Genomic DNA, 24,698 nt, shown 5'->3' on the forward strand with positions numbered 1-24,698 from the left:
AATATGAAGATACAGATGACAACTATATAACACAAGCTATATTTATGTTTAATCCAAAATAGAGTTAAATAAGTATTCGAGAATTATTATCTTACGGAACATATTATCATAAGGATTATTAGGGATAACAATAAGTAAAATAAAAAGTGCCTTAAAGTAGTAAATAAATTACTTAAGGCACTTTTTTAGTGAAAGAACAAATCAGAATTATATATGTACTTCCTATTATTTAATAGAAAGTGATAAAATTGTATATATTAAGTGATGAGGAGAAATTTATATGATAAGAAATATAGAAAGTAAAGATATAGATAAAATAATGGCGATATGGTTAAAAAGTACTATTAAAGCCCATGATTTTATAGACGAAGGATACTGGAATAACAACTATAATACTGTAAAAAATGTATATATACCAATGTCAGACACGTTTGTGTATGAAGATAAAGAAAACATAAAAGGTTTTATAAGTATAATAAATAGTGAATTTATAGGCGCATTATTTGTTGGTATAGACTGTCAAGGAAATGGAGTAGGAAAAAAATTAATAGATTATGCAATGAATAAGTATAAAAAACTAAATTTAGCAGTATATAAGGATAACAAAAAGTCAGTAAATTTTTATATGAATAGAGGATTTAAGATAGTAAAAGAACAAAAAAATGAAGATTCAGGATGTACAGAATATATAATGGAAATGCATTATGATTAAAACTTATAACTCATAAAATTAGCAAGAGTGACTTTTATTGTATAAAAAACCACCTGATATACAGGTGGTTTACATAAAAACATTAATTATAACAACAATGAGATTCACAGCAAGATTTATTTATTCTTTCTTCCCACCAACCAAAAGCAACAATAGCGCTATCCAATTCTATTGGTAAAAATCCACCAAGATAAACAAGAATACATGAATTTGGAGGTATAATTATTTGCCCCCCATCTATTACTGTTGTTGAAAATGCAGGAGCTATTCTAGAAAATATTGATACACCCTTAGACGGAGAATTAGTAACTATATCATTAAATTTTATTTCTCCATTTGGCTTAGGAGGTGGAGCAATAGTAACATTTGTACAGCTAACATAAGGACTAGGCTCGCTTTTTGGAGGAGTAGACCTAAGATAAATTTCTGCGGAAAGGTTTTTATCAGCAATATTTGTTACAGTTATAGCATTTAGATAAATATTTACATTTGATCTTCTTGGATTTACTAATGCTACTATAGCCTGGGAATCTGGCCCTGTTAATATTGGAGTTTGTCCTATAAAATAATGCCCTTTTTGAGATTGAGATAAAGGATATTCAATTGATATTTCTGTATTTAAATTTCCATCCTTTGATAACATAATAATCACCTAACTTATAAGTTTTGGAAATAAATATTCCCTATTATATAATATTCATAAAAATGAAAAAGGTTATAAAAATATACATTAAGCGACTATAAACAGCAAATTTTATGAACTAATTACTATTTAATTTTTTCTCCAAACCTTTAATTCTAACTAAAATCCTATTTTGAGTATGGTTTTTCATATAAAACATATATACAATAAAAATTACAGGTAAAAGAACAATTGGAAGAATAATAAAACCATCCCAAAGAGTCATTATTATAAATCCAATAGTAAAAATAAGACCTAAAACAGTTCCAAAATTGATAAATAAACTATTTCTAAAACTTCCTGAAATAGAAGACGTAGACTCGTCCCCGAAGATTTCTCCTTCAAAAGAATATTCATCTAAAACTGTCTTATGATAAGCGTAAGTTCCAGGTGTATTGTTGGTATACAACATAAACTTAACTTTATTATTAATTCTTCTACATAACAAATTCGTATTAATAGATTTATCTGCATTTACAACTTTTAACTTATCTAGTTCACAGATTAGAGTATTTTTAGAACAATTAAAATTGAATATATGGTTATTTTTAGACATAAGTTATCCCCCCTAATATTAAACATTTTATAAAAACTATATAGTTTCAATTTGTACAGATATTTTGAGCATATAGTTTTCATATCCTTTTACAGAAAGCTCATCAAGTAAAATATCCTCATAAATAAATCCTATCAATTTGATACTATTCTCATCTGCGTAAGAAATCAACATTCTATAAGTATCTTCTAGGGAGTAGAATCCATTTCTAGAAAAAATATTAAGATACTTGCCTTTTGGAACTATGTGCAAAGGCATTTTTGAGTTGATTTTTTCAACTTTTGTATAAAAATAGTCATAATCATAAAATTGATGAGATTTAATCTTCTCAATAGTATGAATACCACCAATGTCATAGGGACTATAAATTTTATTTTTATCACAATAATCAATGTGAGATTTGATATCTGTTGCAGTGATACGATCACTAATATCCTTTGATGCTTTTGTCAAAACCAGGTATTCTTCATAATCATGCTCTTCAATAGTAATATCATTCCTTATAGATATTGCTTCTTTTGTTTGCTTTGATTTTTGAAGCATAAATTTTTTTGTTAATTTTAGTTTGGCTATTTTTTCATCAATAATTTTGGTTTGTTTATTTAATAATTGGATTAAGCCCCGAGGACTTCTATTATCAAGATAAGATTTTATTTCTTTAAGAGACATGCCAAGTTCTCTCAGAGTCTTAATCACATAAAATATCTCCATCTGAGCAATAGTATAATATCTATATTCATTTTCATCTTTAATTTCAGGACTGAAAATACCAATTTTATCATAATAAAATAACGTATCCTTGGAAGTACCAACGAGATTTGCAAACTCACCAGTAGTAAAATACGAGTTTTTATCCATTTTAAAAACCTCCTTGACTATGGAGTTACTCCATACTATATAATCATATTATAAAATCGTCATTAAGGAAAAACAAGGAGGGAATTAAGATGGAATGCAATAATTATTTTGAAAAATCAGAACCTATTAATATATTTTTCAAATGTGCTATACCAGCAATGTTTAGTATGATGTTTATGTCTTTATATACAATGATTGATGGATTTTTTGTGGGAAAATTTCTAGGAGAAGATTCACTTGTTGCTATTAACTTATTTATGCCAATTATTATGATAAGCTTTGCATTAGCAGATATGATAGCAGTTGGTTCATCGGTACAAATGGCAATTAAACTTGGAGAAAAAAATGAAGAAGATGCATCAAAGATATTTTCTTTGAGTGCTATGGTAATTTTAATTTTTTCAATAATTGTAGGTGGCATGTTGTTATTTTTTATAAAACCAATACTACAGTTAATGGGGGCAGAGCCTAAGATTATTTCTCTTGCAGCAGATTGTTCTAGAGTTTATGGATTTTTTAGCCCATTAATTGTTATATTCTTTGCTATTGATAATTATTTAAGAATATGCGGTAGAGCCAATTATAGTATGGTTGCCAATATTATTGTAGCAATTTTAAATATAATTCTTGATTATATTTTTATTGTAAAATTAAAACTTGGTATATCATCAGTAGCACTTGCAACATCCATATCATTAGCAACAGGAACAATAATTTGCATAACTCCATTTATTTTAAACAAATTACAACTGCATTTTGTAAAGCCTATTTTTTCTTTTAAAATTATGAAAGATATTGTTATTAATGGATCATCAGAATTTTTTTCAAACATATCTTCATCAGTGTTTATGATAATAATTAATGCCATTTTACTTAATTTATATGGAAGTACATCTGTGGCAGTATTTAGTATTATAATGTATATTGAAGGTGTAGTAAGCCCTATGATTTATGGAATAGCAGATGCAATGCAGCCATCTATTAGTTATAACTATGGTGCAAAAAATATGGAGAGAGTTAAGCGTTTAGAAGGAACAACATTATTAGGAGGTTTTTTATTTTCTATAATGATTTTAATTTTTATACAGTTTAACTCTGAAAACTTAATATCTATATTTGTGGAAAAGGGAAATTCTTATCTTCTTGAAATGGGTATAGTGGCGATAAAAATATATTCATTATCTTATATCGCTAGATGGGCACCAACTATATGTGGATCATTTTTTACAGCCCTTAATAAACCAGTGATTTCATTAGTTATAACTTTTGCTAACAGTATAATATTTCCACTAGTATCAGTGACTGTTTTAGTACCAGTGATCCAGTTAAAAGGAATCTGGTTGTCACCATTTATGTCAGGAGTAATGGGATTTCTTTTATGTATAGCCTTACTGTTTTCAATTAAGCGCAAAGGTGAATTTAATAGTATAACATTAAAGAAGTACTAAGTTTATAACTTAGTACTTCTTTTTTATAATAATAGTCACATACTTTGTTTTTAAATTGTATTTATAAAGTATTATCTGCACATAAATTTTTATATTCTTTAACGGTCATATTTTCATATTTTTTAAATACTTTACTAAAATAGCTACTTTCATTATATCCCAGCTTAAACGCCACATCTACAATACTGTCTTTATTAAAATAAAAATAAGTTTTAGCTAAATGAATTTTTTTCATATGTAAATATTCTGTAACGCTAATACCGAATTGTTCTCTAAATATCCTACTAAGATAGCCTTGACTTATATTACAAGATTTTACTATAGAACTTAAATTAATTTCTTCATGAATATGATCATCAATATAAATAAAAATGTTTTTTAAAATAGAATAACGCTTTATACTATTTTCCTTAAATATAAAATCAAATACTTTAAAAATCCAAATTTCAGTAGATTTAGAGTTCTGTAGGGTATTTGAAGTTAAAGGAAATTGACTTTCAATAGAATCAAATATATTCATATCAAAACCTTGATCCAATAAAATATTTTGCACATTTATCTTAAATAATTCATTTACCTTAAATAGATCTTTTTTACTGTATTTATATATTTTGTCAGAAGTTTGATTAGTATTTAGATAAAAATCAGTATAGCTTTTATTATCTAGAGATTTAACCAATTCATCAAAAGGATTAAAACAAGGTAAATCCTGCTTTTTACCAGTAAATGAATTTAATAGATTATATAGGTATACACTATTTAATGGCTTTTCAATAATATCTTGTATAGCATTATTTCCCTTGGCTTTAAGTAAATTTTTAGATTGAAAAGATGAAATTACATATATGGATGTTTCTGGGAACGATTGATTGATGAACTGGCTAGCTTCTATACAATTAATTCCGGAAATATGAGAACTTAAAAAAAGAATATCAACAGAATTTTTACTACATTCTTTTAAAGTATCTTCATAAGTGTTTACAATATTAATAACTTCAAAGTTCTGATTTTTTGAAATTTTAATATTTAAAGCTTCACACATAAGGGTGTCATTATCAGCTATTAGCACTTTATACAAAATTAATCAGCCCCCTTTATGTTTATTTCCATATAAATTTATATTCTCTACCTTTGAGTTTAGACATGTTTACATAAAACTCAAACTTATCACCATAGATATTTTTTAATTTTTTAATTGAACTATCCATCCCTAATTTTATGTAATAACCTTCATGTTTATCTTCGTAATCTTCAAAATGTATAAAAAGTTCTTCATCTGTAAGTCCTGGACCATTATCACATATAGTAATTGTAGCTTCATTATTTTCAAATTCACCTATTATCTCAATATAACCTCCATTTTTATTTAGAAAGATACCATTGTATAGGGCATTTTCAACAAAAGGAAATAATACTTTTGTGGGTATTTTTTTAAATGTTATATTATTATCAACATTTATAGAGTATAGAAATTTTTCTTTATATTTTATTTTTTGTAGTGACAAATAATTTTCAATATTTTTTAACTCATCTTTTACAGTAGAAAAAGGTTCTTTAACTTGATGTGTATACTTAACATATTCTGACAATAAATAAAGTGTAGACTCAGTATTAGGTGATTTTTCTATTATGGAAAGATTACTAATTAAAGTTATCATATCTAAAAGAGCATATAAATTTGTTACTGATTTTAATTCATTTAGTTCATATGTCACCTTACTTAAATCTTTTTTTTAAATTATTATTCAGTTCATTAATTTCCATAATTTTAGAATTTGCAATTTTTTGTGTTACTTGTTTTGAAAGTAGATTTTCACCTAGTTGATTTACTACAAGTTGAACAAGTTCTGCAATACTTCTTAATTTTTCATAAGGAAATATTGGAATGTCATTAAATAAATCTTTAAATTTACTAGAAAAATCATCAAATTCTTTATTAGGCATTACTGTCCTAAGATCGCAAATTTCACTAGGAACATCATTACAACGAATTTGTCCACCAATAAATCCTCCCAAATAGTTACCATGAATAATAATTGGTATAGCGACTTCTGTTAAACCACATGGACAAAGATACACATTGGCCTTTTTAGTAACTGATGCTTGAATAGAGCCAAAAGCATCTGAAGATTTGCATCTTTGTAATCCAAGGGGACTATTTCTTATACTCTTGCAAAACTCTGAAAAACTAGTTTCATCTGTAATTACGTCGCCTTTGAAGTCTACAGTAACAAAAGCCAAACCTGTGGTATTTGAAAGAATTGTTTGTATTTGTTCAAGTTTTTCTCGTCCGAAAAGGTGTATAATATCTAACTTGTCCAGTAAAACCTTTTCATCGACTGGATTTGAAGAATAGTTATCATACAACATATTAATTTGATTGCTTAACAAATTTTTATCCATCTTATCAATCCTTAGTACATATTTGTAAAAGTAGGTTCTTATAACCCCTGCCTTTAAGCTAAATTATAGCATAACTAATATTCTTTAACAATTAAGTAATAACCTTAAAAACCCAAGTGTAAATTACAAACTTTAAGATGTAAAATCATGACTATTTTAATGTACAAATAGATATTATGAATAGTCTGAATTTTACATCAAATATATGTGATAAACGCATGAGCTTATATTATTAATAAATTATAATGAAATGAAATTAGATTATCATGTTTTACTAATATTTATATAAAAGGTAGAAAAGCCTTTTAAGTTAAGGAGGAATATTGTGAAAATTTTAATGATAGCAGGCGATTTCACAGAAGATTATGAACTGATGGTACCCTATCAAGCATTACAAGTAGTGGGGATGGATGTTGATGTAGTATGTCCTGATAAAAACAAGGGAGATGTGGTAAAAACAGCTATTCATGATTTTGAAGGATACCAGACTTATACAGAAAAATTAGGACATAACTTTGTTTTGAATGCTTCATTCCAAAATATAAAACTGCATGAGTATGATGGATTGTTTATAACAGGTGGGCGCTCACCAGAATATTTGAGAATGGACAACAGAGTACTTGATATAATTCACTATTTTATGGAATTAGAAAAACCTATAGCAGCAATTTGTCATGGGGTACAAATTTTAACAGCAGCTAATGTGATTAAAGGATTAGATGTAACTGCATATTATTCTTTGGAACCAGAAGTTAGATCAGTAGGTGGAAACTTTATTAAAAAGGAAGCTCATGAAGCAGTTATATGTAAAAATATAGTTACTTCTCCAGCATGGCCTGGAAATATAGAAATATTAAAAGGGTTTTTAAAGCTACTAAATATAATATAAACATAATTTCGTGTGAAATAAAGAATAAATGAAAAAAAATATAAGTTTTAAAATTACATATTTTAAGTTTTTAAAATATTTATAGATTTTATTATCCATAAGATAGAATTCAATTAGAAATAAAAACTTTTTAAAATTTACTTAGACAAGTTATGAGGAGGATATTTATGATAGGAAGAGGTTTTACAGAACCAACAGAACGTATAAAAAGATTAAAGAAAGCTATTATTAATGCAGTACCATATGTAGAGTCAGAAAGAGCTTTATTAGTAACAGAGTCATATAAGCAAACAGAAGGATTATCTCCAATAATGAGACGTGCCAAAGCTGCTGAACATATATTTAATAATTTACCAATAACAATTCATGAAGATGAACTTGTTGTAGGTGCAATTACTAAAAATTTACGTTCAACAGAGCTTTGTCCAGAATTTTCATATGAGTGGGTTGCTAAAGAGTTTGAAACAATGGGAACAAGAATAGCAGATCCATTCCAAATACCTGAGGAAACAGCAAGAGAACTTGAAGGTGCTTTTGAGTACTGGGAAGGTAAAACAACAAGTGAATTAGCTGATTCATACATGTCTCAAGATACAAAAGATTGTATAGCTAATGGTGTATTTACTGTTGGTAACTACTTCTACGGTGGTGTTGGCCACGTTTGTGTAGATTATGGAAAAGTTTTAAAAATAGGTTTCTCTGGAATAATAGAGGAAGTTAAACAAGCATTAGAAAAAATGGATACAACAGATCCTGAATATATAAAGAAAAGAAATTTCTATGATGCAGTAATAATTACATATAGTGCTGCAATAAAATTTGCTCATCGTTATGCTGAAAAAGCTAGACAAATGGCAACAAGTTGTTCAGATCCAATAAGAAAAGCTGAATTATTTAAAATAGCAGCAAACTGTGAAAGAGTTCCAGAAAATAGAGCAACAAACTTCTATGAAGCTTGTCAATCATTCTGGTTTGTTCAAATATTACTTCAAATAGAGGCAAATGGCCATTCAATATCTCCAGGTCGCTTTGACCAATATATGTATCCATATTTACAAATGGATAAAGAGATATCTAAAGAAAGAGCTCAAGAACTAGTAGATTGTATATGGGTAAAACTAAATGATGTTAATAAAACTCGTGATGAAGTGTCAGCTCAAGCATTTGCTGGATACGCAGTTTTCCAAAACCTTATAGTAGGTGGTCAAAATGAAGAAGGTTTAGATGTTACAAATGATGTTTCTTACATGTGTATGGAAGCTGTTGCTCATGTAAAATTACCAGCACCATCATTCTCAATACGTGTTCATCAAAATACACCAGACGAATTCCTATATAGAGCTTGTGAGGTTACACGCTTAGGATTTGGTGTACCTGCAATGTACAATGATGAGGTTATAATACCAGCACTTTGTAATAGAGGAGTATCTCTTGCAGATGCTAGAAACTACTGCATAATAGGTTGTGTTGAACCTCAAACTCCACACAAAACTGAAGGATGGCATGATGCAGCATTCTTTAATATAGCAAAAATATTAGAAATAACTCTTCATAACGGTAAAGTTGGAGATAAACAACTTGGGCCTGTTACAGGTGATGTGACAACGTTCACTTCAATAGATCAATTATTTGAAGCATATAAAAAGCAAATGGAATACTTCATATATCACTTAGTGGAAGCTGATAACTGTGTAGATTTAGCTCATGCAGAAAGGGCTCCATTACCATTCCTTTCAGCTTTAGTTGATGATTGTATAGGTAGAGGTAAGAGTGTTCAAGAAGGTGGAGCAATCTACAACTTTACAGGACCGCAAGCATTTGGAGTAGCTGATAGTGGTGACTCAATGTATGCAATTAAGAAGCATGTATTTGATAATAAAGAAGTTACTATGACTGACCTTATGGAAGCTTTAGATAACAACTTTGGATATGGTGCAGATACTCAGTGTTGTGGAGATTCAGCAACTAATGATGAAGAAGCTAAGATATACGAAGCTGTTAAACGTATATTAAGTAGCATGGGTTCATCAAATGCTATAAATATATCAGATATACAAAATACAATAACAAGTGAATTAGCATGCGGAGTATCAGGGGGAGATGTTTCAAAATACGCTGATATAAAGAGAGTAATGGAAAATACAACTTGGTATGGTAATGATGAAGATGAAGTAGATTTATTAGCAAGAAAATGTGGTCAAATATATTCTCACGAAGTTGAAAAATATAAGAATCCTCGTGGAGGTGCATTCCAAGCAGGTTGTTACCCAGTTTCTGCCAACGTTTTATTTGGTAAAGATGTTGCAGCTCTACCAGATGGTAGATTAGCAAAACAACCTTTAGCTGATGGTGTTTCACCAAGACAAGGTAAAGATACAAATGGTCCAACAGCAGCTGCAATGTCTGTTGCAAAATTAGATCACGAAAATTATTCAAATGGAACACTTTATAATCAAAAATTCTTACCTTCAGCATTAGCAGGAGATGAAGGACTTAAGAGATTCGCATCAATAGTAAGATCATATTTTGATCATAAAGGTATGCATGTTCAATTTAACGTAATAGATAGAGAAAAACTTATAGAAGCTCAAAATAATCCAGAAGAACACAAAGACTTAGTTGTACGTGTTGCTGGATATAGTGCTCAATTTACTGTATTAGCTAAAGAAGTACAAGATGACATCATTAGCCGTACAGAACAAAATTTATAAAAATTAGTAGATAGAATAAGAGAGTGAAGGGAGTCATTATGGATTCAATTAATTATAATATGGCAGGAACTGTATTTGATATACAGAGATTCTCATTACATGATGGTCCCGGTATTCGTACAATTGTATTCCTTAAGGGTTGCCCTTTACACTGTAGATGGTGCAGTAATCCTGAAAGTCAAAATAATAATCCTATTGTAATGTATAAAAAAAGTGATTGTTTTAGATGTGGTAGGTGTATTTCGGTTTGCAAAATTGGGGCAATAAGTTTTAATAATGAAACTCATATTGACAGGAATATATGTACGAGCTGCGGAGAATGTACTAACGTTTGTCCATCAGGCGCATTAGTTTTAAAAGGCAAAATGATGACAATTCAACAAGCAATAAAAGAGTTAAAAAAAGATGGAACTATATTTAGAAGATCTGATGGAGGTATTACTCTTTCTGGAGGCGAGCCCCTTGTTCAATATGAGTTTGCATCAGAATTGCTATTAGCCTGTAAAGGTCAGGGATGGAATACAGCTATTGAAACAACTGGGTTTGGAAGTGAAGAAGCTATTGAGAAAGTTATACCATATGTAGATACAGTTTTATTAGATATAAAACATATAAATCCACAAATTCACAAAGAATTTACTGGTGTATCTAATGAAATAATTTTGAAAAATGCTAAACGTATTTCTCAAATTACTAAAACTGTTGTTAGAGTTCCTGTAATACCTGAGTTTAACTATTCTTGTAAAGGTATTGAGGATATTGCCAAGTTTGTAAAAACTCTTGAAAACGTAGATACAATACACCTTTTACCATATCATACTTTTGGTGAAAACAAATACGATCTTTTAGGCAGAGAGTACGTTCTTGATGGACTTAAAAGATTGAACGAAGAAGATTTAGATGAGCATAAAAAAATCGTAGAAAGCTATGGTATTCAATGTATCATAGGTGGATAGTTAAAATAGAGTGGAGGAAAGTTTAATGGATCAGAATTTAATTGAAAAAGTAATGAAGCAAGTAACTGAAGAGTTGGGTGTTAAAAAAGAAAAAGCTAAAGAAAATTGTACTGAAAATAAATCTATTGGTATGACTGAGTTTGTAGGTACTGCAATGGGTGATACTATAGGTCTTGTAATAGCAAGTGTAGATTCAATGTTAGTTGAAACTATGAATTTAGGAAAATATCGTTCAATAGGTATTATTGGTGGAAGAACAGGCGCAGGACCTCAAATATGGGCAGTTGATGAAGCTGTAAAAGCTACAAATACAGAAATTATATCTGTTGAATTACCAAGAGATACAAAAGGTGGAGCAGGTCATGGAAGTCTTATATACATAGGAGCAGATGACGTATCCGATGCTAGAAGAGCAGTTGAAATAGCACTTCAAGCATTACCTAAATATTTTGGCGATGTATATAGTAACGATGCAGGTCATTTAGAATTTCAATATACTGCAAGGGCAAGCTATTGTTTAGAAAAAGCTTTAGGGGCTCCTCTTGGCAAAGCGTTTGGAATGACTTGTGCTGGGCCAGCTGCTATAGGAACAGTTTTAGCAGATATAGCAGTTAAAGCCGCAAATGTAGAGGTTGTTGGATACTGCTCTCCATCTAATGGAACAAGTTATTCAAATGAAATTATTTTAACTTTCACAGGAGATTCAGGAGCAGTAAGACAAGCAGTTAAAGCAGCAATTTCAGCTGGTAAAAAAATGCTTGGAGCTTTAGGTGATGAACCTAAACCTACAACAACTCCATATATATAATATAAAAAATAATTAAAAACTGGTTTTATTAAAAGGAGGCTTATATATGAATTCTGAAGCATTAGGAATGATAGAAACAAAAGGGCTTGTAGGAGCTATAGAAGCAGCTGATGCAATGGTTAAAGCTGCAAATGTTATATTAGTAGGATATGAAAAAATAGGTTCAGGTTTAGTAACAGTAATGGTAAGAGGTGATGTAGGAGCTGTGAAAGCATCAGTAGATGCAGGTACAGCAGCAGCTTCGGCTATAGGTCAAGTAGTATCAACTCATGTAATACCAAGACCACACACAGATGTTGAAAAGATTCTTTCTAATATTAAATAGAAACATTTACATATAAATGTAAAATAGTGCCTCAATTTTACAATTGAGGCGCTTATTGAGATGAGGTGTAGATTTGAATATTAGTGAAGAAAAACTAAGAGAAATTATAAAGAGAGTATTGTTAGAGATTACAAATCAAAGCAATACTCTAAAACAGAATATAGAAAAATTAAAAGTCTATATATTTTGTAGTAAAAAATGTGACTCAGAGTATTTAGATTTTTTAGAACAGATATATAAAAGTGATTTATTTCATATTCACCTAGTTGCAGATGATATATTAAAAAATAATCTTTGTAAATCACATATAAATAAATATGTTCCAGATGAAAACATAATATATTTTTCAGATGGAATAGCAAAAGACCTTTCCCATGCAATAAGTATATTTCCAGTAGTTGAAAGGGATTTAGTTGTGAAAACAGCACTATGTATAAGTGATACATTTTACAATAAATGGATTTCATCAGCTATAGAAGAAGGGGGAAAGATAGTATTTTTGAAATCAGGTTTGAAAAAGTTTACAAGTAAAGAGCCTAAAGCCTATATAAATCAGATTGTATCTTATTATAGAAAGGTTTTAGAGTATGGAATAGAGATAAGAAGTACATCAGAATTAATTAAATTGTACAAAGAAAAGAATTCAAATGAAGAAATGAAAGTTAAATTAAATATAAAAGAGAATACTTCATTACAAGAAGATAAAGTTAGAAAGAAAGTAATAACTTTAGAAAATGTAGAACAATATGGAGCTAATGGAACTATTATTGTCAACTCTGATGATATTATAACTGACTTGGCAAGAGAAAAAGCCAGAAATTTAAATATAGAAATAAAGCAATTTTATGGAGGTGACAGATAATGAATCAATCATTAGGATTAGTTGAAATTAGAGGAATGTCAACAGCAGTTGTAGTGGCTGATGCTATGGCAAAATCCGCTAATATAAAAATTGTTGGAATAGAAAATTCAAAAGGTTTAGGATATATGACTATAAAAATTACTGGAGATATTGGAGCAGTAAATGCTGCCGTAAGTGCAGGTAAACAAATAGGAATTACAAACAATAACTTTGTATCATCTAAAGTTATTCCAAGACCATCAGATTTTGTATATAAAGTTTTCGGTACAAATAAAGAAGACAGTAATGAAAACATAGATAAAAAAGAAAACAATGAAGAAAATGTTAAAATAGATAACTCTTTAACGGATTGTGAAATTAGTGAATTAAATGAAGAAGCTGATGATAATTTAGAAAATAAAGAGTAAAAGGTGCGTAAAGATTATGAAATTGGCAAAAGTTATAGGAACTGTTGTAGCGACTAGAAAAGAAGAGTCACTAGTTGGGTGTAAGTTAATGATAATTAGGCGAGTTAATGGTACGAGTGAATATATAGATAGTGAAGAAATTGCTGTAGATTTTGTGGGAGCAGGAATAGGAGATATTGTTCTAATTGCTCAAGGATCATCAGTCCGTGTGGATCCAAAAAGAAAAGAATCCATAATTGACATGGCAATTATAGGAATTATTGATGCTATAGATATTTAGCAATTAATTTTTCAAAAGTATAAAAGGGGGTGAAGTTTCTTCAAATGAAAAGTGGTATTTATGAAAGTGTTTGTGATGCAGTTTTTGTATCAAAGAAAGCATTTGAGAGATATACAGAATTTACATTAAATGAGCGACAAGAAATTATTGAGGCTATTAAAAAAGCTCTTCGTCCCTTGGTTAATGATTTAGCTAGGATAACTGTTGCTGAAACTAGTATGGGGAATATAAATGATAAAGCTAAGAAGATTTCTCTTGCTATTGACAAAACACCTGGAATTGAGAATTTAACTACAGAAGTAAGTACAGGAGATCATGGTATGACATTGTACGAAATTTCACCATATGGAGTTACTTGTGCAGTACAGCCATGTACAAATCCATGTGCAACTTTAATAAACAATACAATTGCTTTATTATCAGCAGGCAATTCTGTTATTCATTGTCCTCATCCAAGAGCAATGAAAGTATCACAACTAGTAACTGAATTAATAAATAAAGCTATTTTAGAAGTTTGCGGTATTCACAACCTAGTAGTGACCTTAGATGAAAGTCTTATAAAATATACACAAGAATTAATGAGCCATCCAGATGTAGATCTAGTAGTTTTTACAGGTGGAAGCACTGGATTACAAAAGGCTTTAAGTTCTCAGAAAAAAGTTATAGCTGCAGGACCTGCAAATCCAGTTGCTATAGTAGATGAAACAGCAGATATTAGAAAAGCTGCAAATGATATATTTTTAGGTGCATCTTTTGATAATAATCTTATGTGTACATCTGAGAAAAGTGTTGTTTTAGTTGAGGATATTGCTGATAAATTTGTAGAAGAAATTAAACGTAATGAAGTTTACTTTATTACTAGCAAAATAGAAAAAGAAAAATTATTAAATACGATTATAACTGAAGAGGGTAATATAAATAAAAAATTAGAAGGTAAAGATGCGAATCTAATCTTACATAAATCGGGCATAAAAGTAGATGAAACTATAAAGTTAATTGTATTTGAAGATTCTTCTTATAGTGATGTTGTTGTAAAAGAAATATTCATGCCAATACTTCCAATTGTAAGAGCTAAAAATTTTGATGAAGCTTTAGAAACAGCTATGGAGATCGAGCAAGGCTTTAAGCATACATCAAGTATGTTCTCAGGATCCATTGAACATTTAAATAGAGCTGCTAAAAAAATGCAAACATCTATATTTGTGAAAAATGGACCTTCATATTTTGGAATAGGGTTTGATGAAGAAGGAGATACAACGTTCACAATAGCTAATGTTACAGGAGAAGGTTCAACAACTTCCAAAAATTTTGGAAGAAAAAGAAGATGTATATTAACAACAGGCTTTTCCATTCGTTAAATGATAAGGAAGTGATAGGGGAAGATGAATAGAGAAGAAATAAGATATTATGTAACATCAGAATCTGTTACAGAAGGTCATCCAGATAAGATTTGTGATCAAATATCAGATGGTATATTAGATGAATATTTAAAGCAGGATAGCAAATCTCATGTAGCTGTTGAAGCTATGGTATCTACAGATACATTAGTAATTGCTGGTGAAGTTAAATCCACTGCAAAAGTTAATATTGCTGAAGTAGCCAGAAATATTATTAGAAAGATAGGATATACAACGCTAAACAAGGGATTTGACGCCGATTCTTGTTTAGTTTTAACTAATGTACACAATCAATCATCAGATATATCAATAGGAGTTAAAAAATCTATTAATGAAGACAAAGAGATAATAGGAAGCGGTGACCAAGGAATAATGTATGGTTATGCTTGTGATGAAACTAAAAACTATATGCCTATTTCTTGTGAACTGGCTAATAAATTATCATTTCAACTTGCTAAAGTTAGAAAAGTTGAAGGAGCATACTTCTTATATCCTGATGGAAAAACACAGGTGACAATGGCTTATGATTCAAATGATAATCCTATAAGTATTGAAAGTATTGTTATTTCAGCTCAACATAGCGAAAAAATATCTAATGATTTGCTTAGAAAATTTATAATTGGATCTGTTATTAATCCTATTATAGATAAAAAATGGTTAACACAATATACGAAAATATATATTAATCCTACAGGTAGATTTGTAATTGGAGGACCAACAGGAGATACAGGTCTTACTGGAAGGAAAATAATGGTGGACTCTTATGGTACTATTTCTAGACATGGGGGAGGGGCGTTCTCAGGAAAGGACCCAACAAAAGTTGATCGTTCAGGAGCTTATATGGCAAGATATGTTGCTAAAAATATAGTAGCATCTAATATTGCCAGAAGGTGTGAAGTATCAATTGCCTATGCTATTGGAGGAATAGAACCTTTAGCTGTTACTGTAAACACATTTAATACAGGCATAATACTTGATAGAGAAATTGAAGAAATAGTTAAAGAGGTTTTCTCATTTAAAGTTGTAGATATAATAGAAAATCTTCAATTAAGAAAACCACAGTATTTGAAAACGGCAGCATATGGCCATTTTGGAAGAAGTGATGAGGATTTTGTTTGGGAGAAAACTGATAAAATTTATGAAATAAAAAGAAAATTAAAAAATATATTAATTTAAATAGGAGGACATAAAAATGTCAAATGAAGCATTAGGAATGGTGGAAACAAAAGGATTAGTAGGCGCTATAGAAGCAGCAGATGCAATGACAAAAGCAGCAAATGTAAATTTAATAGGATACGAAAAAATAGGTTCTGGATTAGTAACTGTGATGGTTAGGGGAGATGTTGGAGCTGTTAAAGCATCAGTAGATGCAGGTACTGCAGCAGCAAATGCTATTGGAGAAGTAGTTTCTACTCATGTAATACCAAGACCACACACAGATGTTGAAAAAATACTACCAAAATCTTTATAAAAATGAGGTTGTAGTATTATAAAAGGAGCATAAAATATGATTTCAGAAGATTCAGAAATATTAATAAAAATTATTACTCAGAAGGTAATAGACAAATTAAAAGAATATGAAAAATCAAGAATACCAGTAGGAATATCAAATAGACATATTCATTTATCACAAAAAGATTTAGATGTGTTATTTGGAGAAGGATATAGTCTTACAAAAAAAGTAGATTTAAAACAACCAGGTCAATTTGCTAGTAATGAAACGGTTACTATTAGAGGGGCAAAAGGTGAGTTTAAAAAGGTTCGCATTCTAGGACCTGTAAGAGAAGAAAGCCAAGTAGAAATTTCAAGAACTGATAGTTTTCGTCTTGGATTAAAAGCTTTAGTAAGAGAGTCAGGAGATTTAGAAGGAACGTCTAGTATAGAAATTATTGGACCTAAGGGAGTTATAAAACTTCCTTATGGAGCAATAATTGCGTTGCGTCATATTCACATGACACCGGAAGATGGGCAAATTATGGGAATTAAAGACAAGGATACTGTAGAAGTACAAATTTGTGGTCAACGATCAGGAATTTTAGGAGATGTACTTGTTAGAGTATCGCCTAAATATAAATTAGAAATGCATGTAGATATGGATGAAGCAAATGCATTTGATTTAAAAAATAATGATTATGTCATTATAAAAAAACAAAAGTAATTAAGAAATATATCTTAGAAATTTAAATACATTATTAGAGTTGTTATCATCTCTAAATGACAGGAATAGTTAACTTTAAGGAAGGTGTAAATATGGATATAGATGTAAAATTGATTGAAAAAATGGTTTCAGATGCACTTAAAGAAATAAAAATTGAAAATGTTGATAAAGAAGTAAAAAAAGATTCTATGGAAGATAACTATGGAGTTTTTGAAACTATAGAAGACGCTATTGATGCATCATATGTAGCACAACAAGAACTATTATTTTCAAAAATATCAGATAGACAAAAATATGTGGATACCATAAGAAGAGCAATATTAAAAAAAGAAAATCTTGAGCTTATATCTAAATTAGCAGTAGATGAAACTGAAATAGGGTGTTATGAGCATAAGTTAATAAAAAATAGATTAGCAGCTGAAAAAACTCCTGGTACAGAAGATTTAGTATCATCTGTAAAAACGGGAGATGATGGTCTCACTTTAGTAGAGTATTGTCCATTTGGGGTTATTGGGGCTATAACTCCTACAACAAATCCTACAGAAACTATTATTTGTAACTCTATAGGTATGATAGCAGGAGGAAATACAGTAGTATTCAGTCCACACCCGAGAGCTACTAATGTTTCTCAAACTATTATAAAAATGCTTAACAAAGCATTAGAAGAGGAAGGAGCACCTAAAAATCTCATAACTATGGTTGAAAAACCTTCAATTGAAAATACAAATAAAATGATTGAAAATCCAAAAGTGCGTTTTTTAGTAGCAACAGGTGGACCATCAATAGTTAAAAAAGTACTTTCATCAGGAAAGAAAGCTATTGGAGCAGGAGCAGGAAATCCTCCAGTTGTTGTAGATGAAACTGCAGATATTAAAAAAGCAGCTAAGGATATTATAGCTGGATGTAGTTTCGATAATAACGTTCCTTGCATAGCAGAAAAAGAAGTATTCGCAGTAGCTTCTATTTGTGATAGCTTAATTGAAAATATGAAGTTAAATGGAGCTTATTTAGTTAAAGACAAGCAGATAATAGAACAACTTTTAAGTGTTGTTGCCAAAGAAAATGGAGCTCCAAAAACTAACTTTGTAGGGAAAAGTGCAAAATACATACTAGATAAAATAGGGGTGACTGTTGGTGATGATATTAAAGCTATCATTATGGAAGTTGATAAGGATCATACCTTTGTTCAAGAAGAAATGATGATGCCTATTTTACCAATTGTAAGAGTTGAAGATGTAGATAAAGCTATAGAATATGCACAAGAAGCTGAACATGGAAATAGACATACAGCAATTATGCACTCTAAAAATATAGATAAGTTAAGTAAAATGTCAAAAATTATGGAGACTACAATATTTGTTAAAAATGCACCTTCTTATGCTGGAATAGGTGTAGGGGGAGAAGGACATTCAACATTTACAATAGCTGGACCTACAGGTGAAGGATTAACATCTCCAAAATCTTTTTGTAGAATTCGTAGATGTGTTGTATCAGATTCATTCAGCATAAGATAATTGATAGAACACTAAGGGAGAGAAATGTAATGTCAAATGTATATATCAAAACAAGAATTTATAGTGGGGACAAGTCTATAAAATATCTTGAAGAAATTAATAATCAAGTTATTTTAATAGTATGTGATAAGTTTCTAGTAGAAAGTAAAGCAGTATCATATCTTACAGATATTTTACAAGTTAATAATAATGTCTACATATATGATGGTGTAGTACCAGATCCTTCTACAGAAGTAGTTGTTGAAGGAATTAAACATATATGCAAAGAAAAACCTTCTATTTTAATTGGTTTTGGTGGCGGATCTTCTATTGATACTGCAAAAGCAATACTTTATTTTACCAAGTTAGAAAACTTAACATCTCATCCTTTATTTATAGCGGTTCCAACTACTAGTGGAACAGGAACAGAAGTCACATCTTTAACTGTTATAACAGACAAAGATAGTAATGTAAAAAAGATAATAGAGTCAGATGAGATTTTACCAGATGTAGCGCTTTTGGATCCGACGTTAACACTAACAGTTCCAAAAACAGTTACTGCCAATACAGGAATGGATGTATTAACTCATTCATTAGAAGCTTATGTGTCCAAAAATAATAATGTATTTTCTGATGCATTGTCAGAAAAATCAATAGAACTATTAATAAAATCATTAGTTAAATGTTATGAAGAGGGTAATGATTTAGATAGTAGAATGATGATGCAGGAATCATCTACTCTTGCAGGGATGTCTTTTAATATGGCTGGATTAGGCGTAAATCATAGTATAGCACATCAATTAGGTGCTACCTTCCATATTCCACATGGACTTGCAAATGCTATGTTACTAAATAGTGTAATCGACTATAACTGTAAAGATGAGTTGATACTAAAAAAATATGCAAAACTTTCATACAAACTACAATTTGTAAGTATAGACGAGAACCCTAAAATAGCAGTAGAAATATTAAAACGTATTATAAAAACTATGATGATATCTATGAATATGCCACTTAGAATAAGAGATATGAATATTAGTCAGGTTGACTATAAAGATAGTATTAATACTATGGTAGAAAACACATTAAAAGATAGATGTTTGTCTACCACACCTAAAGATATAAGTATCGATGATATAAGAGAAATATTATTGCAAATATACTAAATGTATATATTATAAAGGGCTGGGTTTATAATCCAGCTTTTTGCTTATCACCTAGTATCAAAGGAGGTCAGTATATGTTACGGTTAGCAATTGGAATTATAGAAGTAATTGGTCTTTCTAGTGCAATTGAGGTAGCAGATATTTGCGTAAAATCTGCAAACGTTACTTTAATTGGATATGAGTTAAGTCAAGGACATGGAATGGTACTAATAAAAATAGAAGGCGATGTGGGCGCTGTTACAGCAGCTGTACAAGCATCAAGTAAGATTGCAAAAGTATTAAATAAAAAGGTTATACCAAGACCTGGTGATGGAATTGAGTGTCTAATCAAAAACGAAAATACAGTTGGATATGAGGATATATATATAAATACAGATGTTGATAAAAACGACTTAATAATAAATAAAGAAGAAAAAGATAAAGAAACAAATAAAAATACGAAAGAAGATATGAATAAAGAAGAAGAGAATGATTTTAAAGAAGATTCTTACGAAGAGAAATATACATGTAATTTATGCAAAGATCCTAAATGTCCTAGAGAAAAAGGTGATTTAAGAGTAAATTGTATTCATTATGATGATAAAGATACCGATAGCTAAACAACAAAATTATATTTAGAAAATAAGTATATAAATTAATAGAATATATATGATTAAAAAATAGAGGGAGGATAGGTGATATTTTGAGCTTAGATAAAAGTAATCAATTGCTAGAAGAATTCTCGTATCTTATAAGAGAAAAAAAGTGCAACAAGTATGAAGGAAAATTAAAGGTAGGAGTTGACTTAGGTACGGCTAATATTGTTTTATCTGTAGTTGATGAAAATAATAATCCTATAGCAGGAGCAACATATGGTTCAAGTGTAGTAAAAGATGGAATAGTAGTTGACTATATGGGAGCTATAAGAATAGTAAGAATGTTAAAAGAACAGGTAGAAGAGATAATAGGAGAGAAGTTATCTTATGCAGCAACTGCTATACCTCCTGGAATAACAAAAGGAAATATAAAAGCTATAGCAAATGTAGTTGAGTCAGCTGATTTAGAAGTTGTTAATATAGTTGATGAACCAACAGCTGCTTCTTATGCACTAGGTATAAAAGAAGGAGTAGTAGTGGATGTTGGAGGAGGAACGACAGGTATAAGCATATTGAAAGATGGAGAAGTTATCTTTACTGCAGACGAGGCTACAGGAGGTACTCATATGACACTTGTCTTAGCTGGATTTTTACAAAAGACACTTGAAGAAGCGGAAGAAGTAAAAAAACAAACTAACAAGGAACAAGAAATATTTTCAATAATTAGACCAGTAGTAGAAAAAATGGCTGCAATAGTAAAAAAATACATAGAAGACTATGATGTTCATGAAATATACGTAGTAGGAGGAGCTTGCTGTTTTAAGGAATTCGAAAAAATATTTGAAAAAGAAATAAGAGTGAAAACTATAAAACCTATAGATCCACTTTTAGTAACACCTCTAGGAATAGCTATGAATTGTACAATTTAGAGTAAATTGTAGAATATGCAATCCAAGCTAAGGGAGGATATAAATTTGTCTGAAAATATGAAAGAAATAGAATCTATAATAAAAAAAGTAATTAAAAATGAATTTCTAGATTATCAAAATAAAGAAAATTTTAATGAAGATGAAAATACATCAGTAGAACTTAATTTACAAAGCGCTAAAAAAATAGCAGAGTTCGCTGAAGAAAAGGCGAAAGAAATAAAAGTACCTATGGTTATCTCAATAGTAGATGATGGAGGAAATGTAATTTTAGTTCATAGAATGGAAGATTCTCTTCTTGCAAGTATAGATTTATCTTTAAAGAAAGCATACACAGCAGTAAGCTTAAAAATGCCAACGGACAAGCTTAAAGATTTATGTAAACCAGGGGAAGCCTTATATGGTATCCAACATACGAACAATAAAATCGTAATATTTGGGGGAGGAATACCATTCAAATATAATGGCAAAGTAGCGGGAGCAATTGGAATAAGTGGCGGAAGTGTGGAAGAGGATATGTGTGTATGCGAATATGCTCTTAGAAAAATAATATCAAAATGAAATTTATTATATTTTAATTTTTAACTAAATTATATTATTAAAAACGGAGGGAAATAATATGAGTTTTTTATCTTTAATTGCAGCTTTTGGTGGAGGCGCTTTTGGTGCAGCTTTAGGAGCATTACCAGCATTTATCATGACTGGATTTGTAGCATTAGCAGGAACTGGAATAGCTTTGGCTGGAGGTGCTGATGTTTTAGTAGGAAATCTAGCATTTGGATCATTTTTTGGTCCCCACATAGCATTTGCAGGTGGTGTTGCAGCAGCAGCTTATGCTGGTAGAAAAAGCACAGCTTTAAGAACAGGCCAACTGAGTAATGGGGAGACAGCTATACTAGCAGGTGAGGATGTATTTAATGGTTCTGATATTACATTTGCTTTAAATGCAAAGGGAGACTATTCTATTATTATTGTTGGGGGAATATTTGGGGTAATAGGATTTTTAATAAATCATTTATATGCAAATATAATAGGTTTACAAACAGATACAGTTGCTATGACAGTTGCAACATCAGGTATATTAGCAAGATTAATCTTGGGTAAAAGTGGGTTAATTGGTAAATACACAGGTACAAATTCAAGAGCATTTATATCAAAGGGCAATGAACTAGTTTACAATATTGCACTAGGTTTAGTAGTAGGCGTTGTAGTAAGTTATACAGGTGCAGTATTAATTGAGGGTGGAGTACCTATGGATTCAGTTAAAGGATCATATCCAGCCCTATGTTTTGGAATAAGTGCAATAACTTTAATTTTTGCACAATTTGGAACAGGAGTACCAACAACTCATCATATAAGTCTTCCTGCTGCAAATGCATTTGTACTGTCAGGAAATCCTATAGTAGGAATAATAGTTGCTATTTTATGTGCACTGTTAGGAGACTTCTTTACAAAAACATTTAATAGCTATGTTGATAGCCATATAGATCCACCTGCCTGTACTATATTTGTAATGACATTTATAATTTTAGCTATATTTGCTTAGTATTATATAATATTAGTACTTATTTTTTCTCAGTTTAGAATACTAATTGTAATTAATATAAAGTATAACAAGACTATAAATGCAAACACTTATATAAAGAGGTGAGTGCATGAGAGAAAATCGTAAAATAAAAGAACCTATAGTTGCCATAACAAAGGCACTAACAGAAGGAAAATCCTTAGAAAAAGCCTTAGATTTACTACCCATAGATAAAATTATACAAAAAGGAGATAAGGTAATAATCACACCAAACTGGGTAAAAGACAAACAAGCAAAAGAGGGCGTTGTAGTTGGGCCTAAAACTTTACAAAGGCTTATACAATATGTAAAAACAAAAGAGCCATCAGCGATATACATAGCCACAGGGTCTGGCGGAACAGAAACGACTGAGGTTATGATAAATGTGGGATATGATAAAGTAATAAAAGAAGAAGATGTTGAATTTATAGACATGAATTATGGAACATTTATTGAATTAAAATTAGATCATGACATAATCAAAACCACACCCATAAATAAAATAGTAGATGAAGCAGATGTAATAATATCATTTACTCAGCTAAAATATCACGAAGAAGCCACTGTTACAGCTAGTATTAAAAATATTGCCATGGGTTATCCTCCTGCAAGTGTTCATGGATTTCCAAAGAAACAAACAGGAATACATGAAGACTTACATGGCTTTATAAGAAGTTTTGCAAAGAAAGTTCCCATAGATTTGTCAATAATAAGTTTAGACAAGGCTATGATAGGTACAGGTCCAATATTTGGTCAGGCAGTAGATACGCCTGGTCTTATAATAGCAAGTACAGATCCTGTTGCAGCAGATAGTGTGGGAGCTAGACTACTTGGATTCTTACCACAAGGTGTGGCTTATTTGTATGGACTTTACAAGGATGGACTGGGAGAGGCGAATCCTATAAATATGACTATAAAAGGTATGGATTTAATAGAAGCAGAAAAAATATTTAGTAAGTCTGCCTATGGTAACAAGAAAAATATAGTGGACAGAGAAAAGCTAAAAGATATTCACGGGTAATATTTTAATAAAAGTGTAAGTGTCATAGTAAACTTTTTTTAACTTATAACATATCTTAGATTAATACAATATTATTTGTAAAATATTGTATTAATTCAAAATAGAAAGAAGACATATTATGAATGCTGACTTATTTAATGCTTTATTAACCATACTAACTGCAGTGATAACTATAGGTGGCGGATTTGTAATTAATTATTTGAAGAAAAAAATAAATAATGAAAAAATAGCAACTTATTATAATTTAGCAAAGCAAGTAGTTATGTATGTTGAGCAAACGAATCATGATTTATTAGGTAGTGCAAAAAAAGAATTAGCAGTTTCTAAAATCTTAGAGTTAACAAACAATAAGATTACTAAAGAACAAGCTGAGACACTTATAGAAGCAGCTGTATATGAAATAAAAAAAATTATTAATATAGCTAACTAATATCAGCTTAAACTTAAGTAAAAAGACTAATTTTTATTAGAAAAATATAAGAAGAGTATGTCCACTATTTT

The 24,698-nt window shown here is 30.0% G+C and carries 28 protein-coding genes; 22 read left to right on the forward strand and 6 right to left on the reverse strand.

Annotated elements, in window-relative coordinates:
* Positions 1-280 precede the first annotated feature (280 nt).
* On the forward strand, positions 281-712 hold the full coding sequence (locus tag TEGL_RS02385; RefSeq protein WP_027627006.1) for an N-acetyltransferase: 432 nt from the start codon (positions 281-283) through the stop codon (positions 710-712).
* A gap of 82 nt (positions 713-794) precedes the next feature.
* Here TEGL_RS02385 and TEGL_RS02390 read toward each other — a convergent pair whose 3' ends face one another.
* From TEGL_RS02390 to TEGL_RS02400, 3 genes are all read right to left on the reverse strand, one after another.
* Positions 795-1,355, reverse strand: a complete 561-nt coding sequence (locus tag TEGL_RS02390; RefSeq protein WP_027627005.1) for a DUF6143 family protein — start codon at positions 1,353-1,355, stop codon at positions 795-797.
* Positions 1,356-1,473: 118 nt separating this feature from the next.
* Positions 1,474-1,950 carry a hypothetical protein gene (locus tag TEGL_RS02395; RefSeq protein WP_027627004.1) on the reverse strand — a complete coding sequence of 159 codons (477 nt, stop codon included), beginning with the start codon at positions 1,948-1,950 and terminating at the stop codon, positions 1,474-1,476.
* Positions 1,951-1,986: 36 nt separating this feature from the next.
* Positions 1,987-2,808, reverse strand: coding sequence for a MerR family transcriptional regulator (locus TEGL_RS02400; RefSeq protein WP_027627003.1), 822 nt, complete (start codon positions 2,806-2,808; stop codon positions 1,987-1,989).
* An 89-nt stretch (positions 2,809-2,897) separates the two neighbouring features.
* Between TEGL_RS02400 and TEGL_RS02405 the strand changes: the two genes are divergently transcribed.
* A complete protein-coding gene (locus TEGL_RS02405; RefSeq protein WP_051149961.1) occupies positions 2,898-4,256 on the forward strand; it encodes an MATE family efflux transporter in 1,359 nt (452 codons plus the stop codon).
* Positions 4,257-4,317: 61 nt separating this feature from the next.
* Here TEGL_RS02405 and TEGL_RS02410 read toward each other — a convergent pair whose 3' ends face one another.
* Genes TEGL_RS02410 through TEGL_RS02420 form a run of 3 tightly spaced genes read right to left on the reverse strand, consistent with a single transcriptional unit; the run spans position 4,318 to position 6,659 of the window.
* Positions 4,318-5,325: an AraC family transcriptional regulator gene (locus TEGL_RS02410; protein ID WP_242827342.1), complete on the reverse strand. Its 1,008-nt coding sequence runs from the start codon at positions 5,323-5,325 to the stop codon at positions 4,318-4,320.
* A 31-nt stretch (positions 5,326-5,356) separates the two neighbouring features.
* Positions 5,357-5,971: a sensor histidine kinase gene (locus TEGL_RS02415; RefSeq protein ID WP_051149960.1), complete on the reverse strand. Its 615-nt coding sequence runs from the start codon at positions 5,969-5,971 to the stop codon at positions 5,357-5,359.
* Position 5,972: 1 nt separating this feature from the next.
* Entirely contained in the window at positions 5,973-6,659 is a 687-nt protein-coding gene (locus TEGL_RS02420) for a PocR ligand-binding domain-containing protein (protein ID WP_051082132.1), read from the reverse strand.
* Positions 6,660-6,984: 325 nt separating this feature from the next.
* On the opposite strand from TEGL_RS02420, the gene TEGL_RS02425 reads away from it, so the two are divergent.
* From TEGL_RS02425 to TEGL_RS02520, 20 genes are all read left to right on the forward strand, one after another.
* The gene (locus TEGL_RS02425) at positions 6,985-7,548 is read left to right on the forward strand and encodes a DJ-1/PfpI family protein (RefSeq protein ID WP_330370775.1); all 564 of its coding nucleotides are present in this window, start codon (positions 6,985-6,987) and stop codon (positions 7,546-7,548) included.
* Between the two features lie 167 nt (positions 7,549-7,715).
* Positions 7,716-10,259, forward strand: coding sequence for a glycyl radical protein (locus TEGL_RS02430; protein WP_027627000.1), 2,544 nt, complete (start codon positions 7,716-7,718; stop codon positions 10,257-10,259).
* A gap of 38 nt (positions 10,260-10,297) precedes the next feature.
* Positions 10,298-11,215, forward strand: coding sequence for a glycyl-radical enzyme activating protein (locus TEGL_RS02435; protein WP_018590484.1), 918 nt, complete (start codon positions 10,298-10,300; stop codon positions 11,213-11,215).
* A 25-nt stretch (positions 11,216-11,240) separates the two neighbouring features.
* Entirely contained in the window at positions 11,241-12,023 is a 783-nt protein-coding gene (gene pduB / locus TEGL_RS02440; RefSeq protein ID WP_027626999.1) for a propanediol utilization microcompartment protein PduB, read from the forward strand.
* A gap of 46 nt (positions 12,024-12,069) precedes the next feature.
* Positions 12,070-12,348 carry a BMC domain-containing protein gene (locus TEGL_RS02445; protein WP_027626998.1) on the forward strand — a complete coding sequence of 93 codons (279 nt, stop codon included), beginning with the start codon at positions 12,070-12,072 and terminating at the stop codon, positions 12,346-12,348.
* Positions 12,349-12,421: 73 nt separating this feature from the next.
* Complete coding sequence (locus TEGL_RS02450) at positions 12,422-13,210, forward strand: hypothetical protein (protein ID WP_027626997.1); 789 nt, start codon at positions 12,422-12,424, stop codon at positions 13,208-13,210.
* Entirely contained in the window at positions 13,210-13,617 is a 408-nt protein-coding gene (locus TEGL_RS02455) for a BMC domain-containing protein (protein WP_034855025.1), read from the forward strand. The genes TEGL_RS02450 and TEGL_RS02455 overlap by 1 nt, the downstream gene beginning before the upstream one ends.
* Positions 13,618-13,633: 16 nt before the next feature.
* Positions 13,634-13,897, forward strand: coding sequence for a EutN/CcmL family microcompartment protein (locus TEGL_RS02460; RefSeq protein ID WP_027626996.1), 264 nt, complete (start codon positions 13,634-13,636; stop codon positions 13,895-13,897).
* 44 nt (positions 13,898-13,941) lie between these two features.
* A complete protein-coding gene (locus TEGL_RS02465; protein WP_027626995.1) occupies positions 13,942-15,255 on the forward strand; it encodes an aldehyde dehydrogenase in 1,314 nt (437 codons plus the stop codon).
* A gap of 24 nt (positions 15,256-15,279) precedes the next feature.
* A complete protein-coding gene (gene metK / locus TEGL_RS02470) occupies positions 15,280-16,470 on the forward strand; it encodes a methionine adenosyltransferase (protein ID WP_034855023.1) in 1,191 nt (396 codons plus the stop codon).
* A gap of 16 nt (positions 16,471-16,486) precedes the next feature.
* Positions 16,487-16,765, forward strand: a complete 279-nt coding sequence (locus TEGL_RS02475; RefSeq protein ID WP_027626993.1) for a BMC domain-containing protein — start codon at positions 16,487-16,489, stop codon at positions 16,763-16,765.
* A 36-nt stretch (positions 16,766-16,801) separates the two neighbouring features.
* Positions 16,802-17,452, forward strand: coding sequence for a phosphate propanoyltransferase (gene pduL, locus TEGL_RS02480; protein ID WP_018590480.1), 651 nt, complete (start codon positions 16,802-16,804; stop codon positions 17,450-17,452).
* 92 nt (positions 17,453-17,544) lie between these two features.
* Positions 17,545-18,966 (forward strand): aldehyde dehydrogenase family protein, encoded by a 1,422-nt coding sequence (locus TEGL_RS02485; RefSeq protein WP_018590479.1) that lies wholly within the window; start codon positions 17,545-17,547, stop codon positions 18,964-18,966.
* A 29-nt stretch (positions 18,967-18,995) separates the two neighbouring features.
* Entirely contained in the window at positions 18,996-20,111 is a 1,116-nt protein-coding gene (locus tag TEGL_RS02490) for a 1-propanol dehydrogenase PduQ (protein WP_018590478.1), read from the forward strand.
* A 74-nt stretch (positions 20,112-20,185) separates the two neighbouring features.
* Positions 20,186-20,710: a BMC domain-containing protein gene (locus TEGL_RS02495; protein ID WP_018590477.1), complete on the forward strand. Its 525-nt coding sequence runs from the start codon at positions 20,186-20,188 to the stop codon at positions 20,708-20,710.
* Positions 20,711-20,793: 83 nt separating this feature from the next.
* Positions 20,794-21,615, forward strand: coding sequence for an ethanolamine utilization protein EutJ (gene eutJ, locus TEGL_RS02500; protein WP_018590476.1), 822 nt, complete (start codon positions 20,794-20,796; stop codon positions 21,613-21,615).
* Positions 21,616-21,660: 45 nt separating this feature from the next.
* A complete protein-coding gene (locus TEGL_RS02505; protein WP_018590475.1) occupies positions 21,661-22,173 on the forward strand; it encodes a GlcG/HbpS family heme-binding protein in 513 nt (170 codons plus the stop codon).
* Between the two features lie 58 nt (positions 22,174-22,231).
* Positions 22,232-23,158, forward strand: a complete 927-nt coding sequence (locus TEGL_RS02510; RefSeq protein WP_018590474.1) for a hypothetical protein — start codon at positions 22,232-22,234, stop codon at positions 23,156-23,158.
* Between the two features lie 109 nt (positions 23,159-23,267).
* Positions 23,268-24,197, forward strand: coding sequence for a DUF362 domain-containing protein (locus TEGL_RS02515; RefSeq protein WP_027626992.1), 930 nt, complete (start codon positions 23,268-23,270; stop codon positions 24,195-24,197).
* A gap of 118 nt (positions 24,198-24,315) precedes the next feature.
* A complete protein-coding gene (locus tag TEGL_RS02520) occupies positions 24,316-24,627 on the forward strand; it encodes a phage holin (RefSeq protein WP_034855015.1) in 312 nt (103 codons plus the stop codon).
* Positions 24,628-24,698 lie beyond the last annotated feature (71 nt).

The sequence above is a fragment of the Terrisporobacter glycolicus ATCC 14880 = DSM 1288 genome, assembly GCF_036812735.1.
Taxonomy (GTDB): Bacteria; Bacillota; Clostridia; order Peptostreptococcales; family Peptostreptococcaceae; genus Terrisporobacter; species Terrisporobacter glycolicus.